Genomic DNA, 11,346 nt, shown 5'->3' on the forward strand with positions numbered 1-11,346 from the left:
AATGGCCCCCGGACGTCGGGTTGAACGCGTGGCCGCCCTGATCCGTCGGGAGACCAGCGAACTGCTGATTAACGGCATCCGGGACGAGCGGGTGCACCAGGGCATGGTGAGCATCACCAACGTGGAGGTGAGCGGCGACCTTCAGCACTGCAAGATCTTCGTCAGTGTTTTGGCTGATGGAGAAGCCCGCAGCCAAGTGATGGACGGACTTGAGGCCGCCAGTGGTTATTTGCGCGGCGAGCTTGGCCGTCGACTACAGATGCGTCGCGCCCCCGAAGTGGTGTTTCAACTCGACCGTGGTCTTGAAAAAGGCACCTCCGTGTTGAGCCTTCTCGGTGAACTGGAGCGTGAGAGACAGATCCGAGGAGAGATTCCCGTCGGCAGTGATGACAATTCCGGACAAACCGGAAATGAACACAGCTGAACGCCGCCGGGCTGTCGCCCAGCTGCTGGTGGTTCGAGCCAGTGGCCATGCGAGTGACAGGCAACGGCGCTACCCCCGCTGGGAACTCAACAACGCTGCCCTGCAAGAGCTGCTGGAAGCTGGTGTGGGGGGAGTGATCCTCCTGGGGGGAAGCGCCACGGATCTTCAGCAGCGTTGCCGAAGTTTGCGCCACTGGGCTGGTCACTCCGACCTGCTGCTGTGCGCCGATGTCGAGGAAGGCGTGGGCCAGCGGTTTGAAGGCGCTTCCTGGCTTGTGCCGCCCATGGCGCTGGGACGGCTGCAGACGAAAGAGCCCGACAAAGCCGTGGATTTGGCCGAACGCTATGGACGCATCACGGGAGAGCAGGCCAAACGCTGCGGGCTGAACTGGGTACTGGGCCCGGTCTGCGACGTCAACAGCAACCCGGCCAACCCTGTGATCAATGTGCGGGCCTGGGGGCAGAACGCACACGGGGTCGCCGATCTAGCGGAGGCGTTTCAACGGGGCCTGCGCAGCAGCGGGGTTCTGGGATGTGCAAAACATTTCCCCGGACACGGTGACACCGCACAGGACTCACATCTGGAGCTGCCGGTGATCTGCCACTCCCGCGAGCGCTTGAAACAGCTGGAGCTGATTCCCTTTCAACGACTGATCGCCGCTGAGGTCGCCTCCGTGATGACGGCCCATCTGCTGGTGCCGTCCTTGGATGACCAACAACCTGCCACGCTCTCCAAGCCAGTCCTGACCGATCTGTTGCGGCAGGACCTGGGCTTCCAGGGGCTTGTGGTGACCGATGCCTTAGTCATGGAAGCCATCAGCCGACATGTGGGACCTGGAGAAGCGGCGGTGCAGGCCTTTGAAGCAGGTTCCGATCTGATCCTGATGCCTGCGGATGCCCATGCGGCGATCGATGCCATCTGTGCCGCCCTCGACAGCGGAAGGATTCCCGAATCACGCCTGCACGAATCGATGCAGAGGCGTCAGGAGGCTCTCAAGAGCTGTTCAAAGCTGGAGCCTGGAACGCCTGGCCATGCAATCGAAACCGAAGCCGACCATGCCTTGGCAATGGAGTTGGTGGAACGCTCCCTGGAAACCCAAGGTCCTTCACTTTCACCCACAGCACAGCAGGCAGGCATGAACCTCATCCGGGTGGATGGCGTGCTGCCCTGCCCGGTGCTGCGGGCTGATTCAGCAGCGGTCACAGCGCCGGAGAGCCTTGGCTACGAAACTCGGATCTGCCACGACAAGGGACTGTCGCCATGGGCAGATCACGGTGATCCAAACGAACCCCTGGACCTGGTGGCACTGGGAGATGGAGTGGTCTTTCTGCAGTTGTTCCTGCGCGGCAATCCCTTCCGGGGCGCTCAGGAACGCAGCGAGCCTTGGGCGGAAGCCATTGAGCAACTCCTCCGGCATGAACGCCTGGCAGGACTGATCGTTTACGGGTGTCCCTACCGCTGGGATGCACTGCGAAGCCTTTTACCAGCGTCCACTCCCGCTGGTTATAGCCCCGGGCAAATGCCCGAAGCTCAGGAATGCCTGCTCACCAAGATGATGGGCACGACACCTGCACAGACTGGAATCAGGGACTTCACCGACTGAACGCCGCACGACGAGTCTGTGGCAGAACGACGGGAGGAATATCCCCTTAATCTCAGCGCCAGTGTTCAGGGCCGCCATGCTCAGCCTCTCGATGATCGTGCGCGATGAAGCGACGCGGATCGAGGCCTGCCTGCGCTCCGTGCAGGACTTTGTCGATGAGATGGTCGTCGTCGACACCGGGTCCACGGACGAGACGGTGGCATTGGCGCAAGCCTGCGGAGCCCGCGTGGAGCACCTGACATGGCCGGGTGACTTTGCACCCGCACGGAATGCAGCACTGGAACATGTGAAGGGGGATTGGGTGCTGGTGCTCGATGCCGACGAGCAGCTCCGCACAGAAGCGATTCCCAAGTTGAAAGCCCTGATGGCCCAGCCGGATGTGCTGGTGATCAATCTGCTCAGGCATGAGCTGGGTGCGGCGATGGCGCCTTACTCCAATGTGAGCCGCCTGTTCCGAAGACATCCCCGCATTCAATGGAGCAGGCCTTATCACTCCATGATCGATGAGAGCGTCGCAGCTCTGATGAGCGACGAGCCCCAGTGGCGCATTGCCAATTGCGCCGAACCGGCACTCCTCCATGACGGCTATCGCCCCGAGCTCCTCTCGGGCACCGACAAGGCTGAGCGTCTGCGTCAATCGATGGAACGGTGGCTGGAGGACCAACCCAGTGATCCCTATGCCTGCGCCAAACTCGGCGCCTTAGAAGTGAGTGAAGGGAATCGCGATCGAGGCATCACGCTGCTGCGCCAAGGCTTGAAGACGCTGCCAGGAGGCGAGGCCTTCATTGCCGAGCGCTATGAACTGCTCCTCAACCTGGGCATCGCCTTGGCAGCCGACGACCGCGATGCCGCCGTGGGCTGTTACCGAGAGGCTTTGGACTTGCCTTTGGACACGCGGCTCAGCCTTGGTGCCCGCTTGAATCTGGCAGCCCTGCTGATGCAGCAGAACGAACTGGAGGAAGCCATCCAGCTCACGACCACCGCCTGCCAGCGCGCTCCCGAAGTCGCACTGGCCTGGTACAACCTTGGCTTGATGGAACGGCATCGCGGCGATCTGTTGGCCGCGATCAAGGCCTACGAGCATTCGATCAACCTTGACCCTTCCCATGCTGAAAGCCATCAGAACCTGGCCGTGGCCCGTCTGATGGGTGGAGATATCGACGGTGCTCGATCCGGATTCAGTCAAGCCATTGCCATTCTGAATGCGCAGCAGCGCCAGCAGGAAGCTGCAGCCCTGAAGGCGCAGGTCAGTGGCCTGGTGAAACTGGACGACACTCCAGGCGCATGACTTCCGTGCAACAGCAGCCACTGCAGGGAAGCACGGTGGTGATCACCCGTGCCCAGGAGCAGCAAAGTGAGGGACGGCGGATGCTGGAGTCTCTTGGCGCCAGGGTTCTTGAGCTGCCAGCCCTAGAGATCGGACCTCCAGACACCTGGGCCCCCCTCGACGATGCACTCGCCGATCTGGAAAACTTTCACTGGATGATCCTGTCCAGCGCCAATGGCGTGGATGCAGTGGAAGCACGGCTCCAGATGACAGGTCGGTGTTTAGCCAGATGCCCTGAGAACCTCAAGATCGCAGCCGTAGGTCGCAAGACGGCCCAGCGCCTGGAAGACCTCGGCGTTCCTGCCGACTTCGTCCCACCCACGTTCGTAGCCGACAGCCTGATCGAGCATTTCCCCGTGTCGGGTTGGGGGCTGCGCATCCTCTTGCCAAGGGTTCAGAGCGGCGGGCGAACGCTGCTCGCGGAGGCCTTCGGCGAGGCCGGCTCAAGAGTGGTGGAAGTCGCGGCCTATGAATCGCGCTGCCCTGACACGATTCCAAGCGAGACACTCCAAGCCCTCGAAGCCAGGGAGGTGGATGCCATCAGTTTCAGCAGTGGGAAAACCGTAAACCACACCGTTGCTCTCCTGACCAAGGCCATCGGTGACCAACGGATGGCCTTGGTGTTTCAAAATCCTGCCGTGGTGTCAATCGGTCCCCAGACCAGCCAGCGCTGCATGGAGCTGCTGGGTCGTGTCGACGCAGAAGCCTCCCCCCATGACCTCGATGGGCTGGTCGAGGCGTGCGTTCAAGCCATACAGCGACGCTGAGCCTGACCCGAGACCATCACCTCGAGACATCCTCGGCGTAGATCAATGCCTTGAACACTCCAACCCGAGGGCAGAAGAGCTGCTGCATCCCCCGGGCAACGGCCACGCGGTCCAATACACACCGTCCCAGCACCCGAGGCTGTTTGAACCAGAGCGCGGAGCTCACCACCCACTTGCAACACGCCCTGAACCCTCACATCCGGTGCGGAGGTTGCATCAGCGTCAGTGGAACTCATGCTGGCTTGGCTCGATTCCAACACCCCTGCACGCGGCACCACAGGTGCAAAGGGATCCGATCGCCCTTCCGGCACGGATGCCAGAACCTGGTCCCGACTAGGAAGAGGGGTCAATCCTGATGCTGATTCCAAGCCAGGGGATACTTCAGGTGGCACGTCGGCTGCCACAACCGGAGCTGCAGCAGGGGACGGGGACTGGGAGAGATCAGGCGCAGTCGCACGACCACAAGCTGAAAGCCCCATTAGCACAAGGGGAAGGCAACGCTTCAACACGGGGAGTACCGGCGAACAGGGCACAGCAATTCAGGCGTGAGCGGCTCCGCCCTGTTCCACCAAGTCTCGGAAGCGATCAAGGTTGGCCTGCAGTTCTTTCGTCACAATCCCTCCAAGGATGGTCGGTTCCATCAACGGTGCCAAGACCCCTGGGAGCTCGTAGGTCACCGTGAGCTTCACCGCTGTGCGATCAGGTTGTTCGACATAGAAGCGGACCCCTCCTTTGGTCGGAAGGCCTCCAACCGATTCCCAATGAAGCTGCTGAGCTTCCACACGCTGTGTGATTCGCGCTTTCCAGTGAAAACGGAATCCCTGCGCCGCCAGGGTCCAATCTGTGAGGTCGGGATCATCGAGAGTTTTCACCGACTCAATCCAGCGCATCCATTTGGGCATGGCTTCCAGGTCGCTCCAGACCGCCCAGACCCGATCCACCGGTGCTTTGACCTCCGTGGTCACCGAATGTTCAAGCCAACGTCCCATCAGGCCACCGCCGCATTCGTGGCCAGCTGCACTGGTCGTTTGAGAATTTCCGCAGCTGCGAGATGTCCACTCATCGTGGCTCCTTCCATGGAGTCGATGTAATCCTGACGTGTGTAACTGCCCGCCAAGAAAAAGTTTCGAACCGGTGTGCGCTGCTCGGGTCGATAGGGCTCCATGCCCGGTGCCTCGCGGTAGAGCGATTGAGCCAGTTTCACCACATTGCTCCAGGTGAGAGTGAGATGACGGGCCGAGGGGAACAGCTCACGGACCTGACGGTCGGTATGGGCAACGATCTCGTCGACAGACTTGGGAATCCAGGGGTCCCCTGGTGTGAGGACACACTGCAGCAACGACCCCTCACCAGGCTTGCGGTAGTCCTCCGGACTGGCCAAGGCCAGATCGGCGAAGCAGCTGAAATCAGCGTCAGCGGTGTAAAGGAGGTTATTAAGCCCTGCGGGCTGATCCACATCCCGACGGCGGTGCTCCTGATCGTCTCCAAGTTCCGTCACCCAACCGTCATAGCGAAGTTGAACCGTTGCCACAGGAACAGCTTCCAGCTTGTGAATTGCCGCGAACTGAGGAAAACGCTTCCATTCCTCAGGAAGGAGTCTCTGAATGCCGGGAACATCACAAGCGGCGAGATAGGCATCCGCTTCAACACGGACATCACCATCAGGCGTCGTCAACTGAAGCGCCTTGACCTCGGGTTGGTCACCAGCACTGAACTCCACTTGCTTGACGCGGTGGCGAAGGTGGAGCTTTCCACCTCGCGCCTGGATGTAATCCAGGATCGGTCCAGTGAGCCAACGATGGGGGGACCCTTTGAGCAGGTTGAGTTTTGAAGCTTCGGTTTTGGCAGCAAACATCATGAAGATGGTCAGCATGCACCGGGCCGAGATCGCTTCGCAATCGATGAACCCGAGCGCGTAGGCAATCGGATTCCACATGCGCCGGATGCTTTCCATGCTGCCGCCATGGCCCACAAACCAATCCTGGAAACTGACGGAATCCAGAGCGCGGATCGTGCGCATCGCCCCTTCGTAGTCCACCAGGCCCCGAACAATGGGGCTCGTGCCCAGCGCCAGAGCATTGCGCAGTTTGTCGATCCAGGTGAGCTGAGGCGTGGTGAAGAAGGCCTTCAAGCCGTTAAACGGAGCACCGATCGGAAAACGGAAATCGAGCTCACGCAGATCACCGCCTTTGTTGCAAAACAGATGGGTGTGATTCTTGGGAAGAAGATTTTCGAAAGCGCCCACCTTGCGCATCAGAGCGAAGAGATTGGCGTAGTTAAAGAAAAACACGTGCAACCCCATCTCGATGTGATTGCCTTCGGGATCCACCCAACTGCCCACTTTTCCGCCCATGAACGGGCGGGCCTCGTAAAGGTTCACCTCATGGCCGGCATCCACCAAATCCACCGCAGCAGACAGGCCTGCCAGACCGGAACCAACAATCGCGACCCGCACTATCTGGCGTGCAACTCAACCGACTCTATGAAGAGACCTGTCAGCACTGCTTTAGGCGACAGGCCTGAGGCATTCATAAAATGGCAGTGGATCTCGTGCCAGAGCCTGCAATGTCCAGCTCCGAAGCCACCGCTGAAACCGCAGCAACTGCAGTGCCAGTGACGGCCCAATCCCACACCTCACGGGACGGCAAAGGCATCCTGATCACCGAACCAGCCATGCAGCAACTGGCCAAGTTGTGCGCGGATCAGGGAGAGAACAAGGTGCTTCGCGTAGGCGTGCGCTCCGGTGGCTGCAGCGGCATGAGCTACACGATGGATTTTGTGCCGGCATCCGAAACGCTTGAAGATGACGAGAGCTATGACTACGAGGCTCCTGATGGCGCCAGTTTCACGGTGATCTGCGATCCCAAGAGCCTGCTTTACATCTACGGGATGCAGCTCGACTTCAGCACAGCACTGATCGGTGGTGGTTTCAATTTCACCAATCCGAACGCAACGCAAACCTGTGGCTGCGGAAGCTCTTTCGCTGTCTGAGTGCGTCTCCGAACCCGCTAGGGCTTTTGTGGGAATCTGAAGGGATTGCTTGAAGGATCAACACTTCATGGAGTCCAGCCAGGAAAGTCTGTTTCAGCAGGCGATGAGCCGCTATCAGCAAGGTGCTCCGGCCCAGGATCTGTTGGCAGATTTTGAAGCGATCACCGCATCAGCACCGCGTCAATCGGCGGGATGGACTTGCCTGGCCTGGCTGCAGCTGCTCTGCGACCAATCCGATGCCGCTCTGCGATCAGCCAGGATGGCCGTGAAGCTCAATGGACAGGACCCTCAGGCCCGCATCAATCTCTGTTTGGCGATGCTGGAAACGAAGGCCAAGGGCGTGAGAGATCACATTGAAGTGGTTCAGCAGGTGCTGGCGCTGGCTCCCGATGTAGGTGCAGAACTGAAGGAATCCATCGACGACGGGCTCAAGCGGCGGCCTGAATGGCCGGCTCTTCTCAAAGTGAAGGCCTGGCTGGAGCTATGACGTGGGCAGGCTGCTGTTGCTGAGCAATGGTCATGGAGAGGATCTCTCCGGTGCCTTGCTGGGCCGCGCGCTACAGACTGAGGGACACGACGTTGAAGCACTTCCGCTGGTGGGGAAAGGCCAGCCCTACCGCGATGCAGGCATTGGCCTGATCGGGGGGACGCAGGAGTTCAGCACCGGCGGGCTTGGTTACACAAGCCTGCGAGGGCGCCTGACCGAATTGGTGCAAGGACAGGTGATCTATCTGCTCAGACGGCTGATCCGCCTGCTGCGCATTGCCAAGCGTTACGACCTAGTGGTGGTGATCGGTGATGTGATTCCAGTGATGGCGGCCTGGCTGAGCAGACGTCCTGTGGCCACTTACCTGGTGGCCTATTCCAGTCACTACGAAGGGCGCCTACGCCTGCCATGGCCTTGCAGTGACTGTCTGCGCAGTCCGCGTTTCAAAGCGATCTTCAGCCGAGACCAACTGAGTGCCGACGATCTCAGCATCCAATTGCAACGGCACGTCAATTTTCTCGGCAACCCTTTCATGGATCCTGTGCTGAGCGACGCCCAGCGGCTGCCACCGGCCCATCGCCGGCTAGGGCTATTGCCGGGCAGCCGCCGCCCGGAACTGGAACAGAACCTGCTGCTGTTGCTGCGGGTGATCGATCAGTTGCCGGAGGCTTGGCGCGACAACGGTGAGCTTCAGCTAGAGCTGGCGCTGGTGTCGTCTCTCCAAGATGTGGAGCTCTCTGCATTGGTCGCACAAGGCCAGTGGCATTTGGAGGCTGGGTCGGACAACAAACCTTCGGCCTTGCGTCGAGGCGGCTGCCGCATTTGGATCCGACGCGGCAACTTCGGCGCAGTACTGCATAGTTCCGACCTACTGCTTTGCATGGCCGGAACAGCCGCGGAACAGGCCGTGGGATTGGCACGACCCGTGCTGCAACTGGTGGGACAGGGCCCGCAGTTCACAGAAGGCTTTGCTGAAGCCCAACGACGCCTGCTGGGACCCACCGTGTTTTGTGCCCCTGGCGAGGCTGGTGATCCAGTCACGCTCGCACGCACAGCTCAGATGGTGTTGGACCTCGTCGAGCGAATCCACCAGGACGCCGATCTGAAATCCGTCTGTGACAGAGAGGCTGTGAACCGTCTCGGCCCAGCGGGTGGTGGGGGCAGGATGGCGGCGAGCATCTCCCGACTGCTGACGTTGCCCCGATGAGCGCCCCGACGCGTCAACCGATCTGGAAGATTTGGCTGGATCGCCTGCTGGTGGTCAATGTCTTTCTTGTGATGGGAGGCGCTGGCTGGTTTGGACTGGCCGTGGTGAGCAGCAGCCAGGGGCTAGAAGCACCGATGCGTCAGTTCATGCGGCTTTGGGAGCCGCTGTTCACCCCTGCCATTGGGGTCTTGATGGGCGCAGCTCTGGTCAACGGCGTCTGGAGCTGGTGGCAACGTCAAGTGCAACGGGCAAAGTCGGACAGCGGAAGCTGAAGCCCACTGACTCAAGACGGGTGGAGCTGACATGCTGCCCCTCAAGAACAACCTTGGCGCCGTCCCCGAGCAACAGCTGCAGCATTGGCCCAGGAACGGGCAGCAGACTGGGCCGACCAAGACAACGTCCCAGACTGCTGGCAAAGGTTGCCATGGAGACGGGTTGAGGCGCGACGGCGTTGAACGCCCCGGACCAAGAGTCCGATTCCAGTGCCGTCTGAATCATCGTGCAGAGATCACTGCGCTCGATCCAGCTCATCCACTGACGCCCCGAGCCGATCGGACCACCGAAACCGGCACGGAACACCGGAAGCATCTTGGCCAGTGCGCCACCGTCGGCCGACAGCACAATGCCGATGCGCAGCTGCACCAGACGCGTGGACGCTGGCTTAGCGGCGGCGGCCTGTTCCCAGCCTTGACAAAGCTGTGCCAAGAAATCGGCGCCGGCAGCACTGGCTTCATCGAAGCGAGCCTCTGCGCTTGTGCCGTAAAAACCCACAGCCGAGGCATTGACCAAAACCGAAGGTGGATGATCCAGCGTGGCCATGGCAGCAACCAGATAGCGAGTCGTGTCCAGGCGACTGCTTTCGAGCAACAAACGATGCTGGGCTGTCCAGCGCTGTTCCGCGATCGGTTCACCAGCCAGATTCACAACGCCATCACATAACTTCAGCGCCTCATGCAGGGGCGTGGATGGCTCCCAACTGGCCGCCGTTGCAGGGTCGAGTTGGATCCAATCGAGCTGCGCAGCCTGAGCTGACGCCAATCCCGCTGGTGATGGCCGGCGACTCACCACAGTGAGTTGATGGCCTGCCGCTTGAAGCTGAGGAACCAGACCACGGCCCACCAGACCGGTGCAACCAATCAGCAGGAGGCGCATGGGGGATGGCGTTAAAGACAGTTGACGTTAAGCAGCGAGCGTCGAATCGGGGGCCGCCGATGCACGTGATGCCGCCAACGAAGCATCGTCACGATGGGATGGACATCTCAGAAGCGTCGTCCGGCAGGGTGAGATTCAACTTGCGCGCTAATGGCACCAGCGCAAAGCCCTGAATGAACAGTCCGTAGAGAACCACGGCAAGTGCAATCGGAGGCATGGAGGCGCCCCAGCTCACCCCAGAGGACCAAGCCGTGATGGCCATGGCGATGGGCACTGCACCACGGAGGCCGGCCCAGCACACAAAGATTCGCTCCCCAGCGCTGAAAGGAGTCCGCCACAGGAAGAGATGCACCATCAGCAAGCGCACCAGCTGCATCACGAGGAACAACAACAACGCAAGCGCTGCTGAATGGACGACGTCCTGGGGGTTCACCACCAGGCCCATGCAGAGGAACAGAAGCAACTCAGCCATTTTCGCGTAGCTGGAATGGGCCTCGGCAAGACGATCTTGATCAAGATTCTTGCTGTTGCCGAGCACCAACCCAGCCACATAAGCAGCCAGCAAGGGGCTTCCGCCCAGCAGCGATGTGCCTCCACTGAGCACCATCAGCAACGCCAGGCTGACCACGGGCAACATCGCTGATTGGTTGAGCCCCATCCGTGTCCCCAGCAGCTGGACGGTCAAGCTGCCGCCGAAAAAACCGATCAGGATGCCGAGCAGGAACTGACGCACGAGGTCCGTCACAAGCGATCCAGCTTCCATGCCGGAACCACCGGCCAGGGCTAACGCAAGACCAGCCAAGACAACAGCCATTGGGTCGTTGAAGCCCGACTCACACTCGATCAGATCAATCAAGGGCTTGGGCAAGCGTCCCTGCAAAGGCCTCAGCAAGGCGAGGACCGCCGAGGCGTCAGTGCTCGCCACCATGGCTCCAACAAACAGACATTTCGGCAACAGTGCCGCCATCGACCTCTCGCCCTGGGCCAGGCCAAGCCCAAGGGCCACCAGCGTGATCAGCGCCGCGGTCATCAGCACGCCAATCGTGGCCAATCGACCCGCTGGTTTAATCACGCCACGCACGGATTGCCAATTGGTGGTGAGCCCGCCGAAGAACAGCACCAGCACGAGGGCCGCTTCCGTGATCTGCTGCGCTTGATCGAGATTCAGCAGGGTGATCTGCTTGGTGCCGACCACATCCACATGGTTGTCAATCAGCAAGCCGAGCAAGAGCACCATGAGGATGCCCGGCACACGAACCCGTGCCGCCAGATCATCGAGGAGCACCGCCACGAGCAGCAATCCCCCGAAAGCCACCAGATAGAGCGACAGGCCATTGTCCAAGTGGAGTGCAGTTGCGGTTTGAAAGGGTTCTAGCCTGTCGCAAATA

The 11,346-nt window shown here is 60.5% G+C and carries 13 protein-coding genes; 8 read left to right on the forward strand and 5 right to left on the reverse strand.

What is annotated here, in order from left to right; translation table 11 throughout:
* Position 1: 1 nt before the first annotated feature.
* The 4 genes from rbfA to SynA1560_RS11760 all read left to right on the forward strand — a co-directional run bounded on the left by rbfA (position 2) and on the right by SynA1560_RS11760 (position 4,121).
* Complete coding sequence (gene rbfA / locus SynA1560_RS11745; RefSeq protein WP_186469434.1) at positions 2-424, forward strand: 30S ribosome-binding factor RbfA; 423 nt, start codon at positions 2-4, stop codon at positions 422-424.
* A complete protein-coding gene (locus SynA1560_RS11750) occupies positions 387-2,027 on the forward strand; it encodes a glycoside hydrolase family 3 N-terminal domain-containing protein (protein WP_255476953.1) in 1,641 nt (546 codons plus the stop codon). The genes rbfA and SynA1560_RS11750 overlap by 38 nt, the downstream gene beginning before the upstream one ends.
* Positions 2,028-2,103: 76 nt before the next feature.
* Positions 2,104-3,315 carry a glycosyltransferase gene (locus tag SynA1560_RS11755; protein ID WP_186500602.1) on the forward strand — a complete coding sequence of 404 codons (1,212 nt, stop codon included), beginning with the start codon at positions 2,104-2,106 and terminating at the stop codon, positions 3,313-3,315.
* Positions 3,312-4,121: a uroporphyrinogen-III synthase gene (locus SynA1560_RS11760; RefSeq protein ID WP_186500603.1), complete on the forward strand. Its 810-nt coding sequence runs from the start codon at positions 3,312-3,314 to the stop codon at positions 4,119-4,121. Before SynA1560_RS11755 ends, SynA1560_RS11760 begins: the two co-directional genes overlap by 4 nt.
* Here SynA1560_RS11760 and SynA1560_RS11765 read toward each other — a convergent pair.
* The 3 genes from SynA1560_RS11765 to zds all read right to left on the reverse strand — a co-directional run bounded on the left by SynA1560_RS11765 (position 4,100) and on the right by zds (position 6,576).
* Positions 4,100-4,471, reverse strand: coding sequence for a hypothetical protein (locus SynA1560_RS11765; RefSeq protein WP_186500604.1), 372 nt, complete (start codon positions 4,469-4,471; stop codon positions 4,100-4,102). The genes SynA1560_RS11760 and SynA1560_RS11765 overlap by 22 nt on opposite strands.
* Before the next feature lie 189 nt (positions 4,472-4,660).
* Complete coding sequence (locus SynA1560_RS11770) at positions 4,661-5,110, reverse strand: SRPBCC family protein (RefSeq protein WP_186469438.1); 450 nt, start codon at positions 5,108-5,110, stop codon at positions 4,661-4,663.
* Positions 5,110-6,576 (reverse strand): 9,9'-di-cis-zeta-carotene desaturase, encoded by a 1,467-nt coding sequence (gene zds, locus SynA1560_RS11775; RefSeq protein WP_186469439.1) that lies wholly within the window; start codon positions 6,574-6,576, stop codon positions 5,110-5,112. Before zds ends, SynA1560_RS11770 begins: the two co-directional genes overlap by 1 nt.
* A gap of 110 nt (positions 6,577-6,686) precedes the next feature.
* Between zds and SynA1560_RS11780 the strand changes: the two genes are divergently transcribed.
* The 4 genes from SynA1560_RS11780 to SynA1560_RS11795 all read left to right on the forward strand — a co-directional run bounded on the left by SynA1560_RS11780 (position 6,687) and on the right by SynA1560_RS11795 (position 9,078).
* Positions 6,687-7,112: an iron-sulfur cluster assembly accessory protein gene (locus SynA1560_RS11780; protein WP_186471195.1), complete on the forward strand. Its 426-nt coding sequence runs from the start codon at positions 6,687-6,689 to the stop codon at positions 7,110-7,112.
* A gap of 67 nt (positions 7,113-7,179) precedes the next feature.
* On the forward strand, positions 7,180-7,599 hold the full coding sequence (locus SynA1560_RS11785; RefSeq protein WP_186469440.1) for a hypothetical protein: 420 nt from the start codon (positions 7,180-7,182) through the stop codon (positions 7,597-7,599).
* A gap of 1 nt (position 7,600) precedes the next feature.
* On the forward strand, positions 7,601-8,806 hold the full coding sequence (locus tag SynA1560_RS11790) for a lipid-A-disaccharide synthase-related protein (RefSeq protein ID WP_186500605.1): 1,206 nt from the start codon (positions 7,601-7,603) through the stop codon (positions 8,804-8,806).
* Complete coding sequence (locus tag SynA1560_RS11795; protein ID WP_186469442.1) at positions 8,803-9,078, forward strand: hypothetical protein; 276 nt, start codon at positions 8,803-8,805, stop codon at positions 9,076-9,078. The genes SynA1560_RS11790 and SynA1560_RS11795 overlap by 4 nt, the downstream gene beginning before the upstream one ends.
* Here SynA1560_RS11795 and SynA1560_RS11800 read toward each other — a convergent pair.
* Positions 9,014-9,958: a TIGR01777 family oxidoreductase gene (locus SynA1560_RS11800; protein WP_186500606.1), complete on the reverse strand. Its 945-nt coding sequence runs from the start codon at positions 9,956-9,958 to the stop codon at positions 9,014-9,016. The genes SynA1560_RS11795 and SynA1560_RS11800 overlap by 65 nt on opposite strands.
* Before the next feature lie 88 nt (positions 9,959-10,046).
* Positions 10,047-11,300 carry a cation:proton antiporter gene (locus SynA1560_RS11805; RefSeq protein ID WP_186500607.1) on the reverse strand — a complete coding sequence of 418 codons (1,254 nt, stop codon included), beginning with the start codon at positions 11,298-11,300 and terminating at the stop codon, positions 10,047-10,049.
* Positions 11,301-11,346 lie beyond the last annotated feature (46 nt).

This window comes from Synechococcus sp. A15-60, assembly GCF_014280095.1.
In the GTDB taxonomy this organism is placed as follows: domain Bacteria; phylum Cyanobacteriota; class Cyanobacteriia; order PCC-6307; family Cyanobiaceae; genus Synechococcus_C.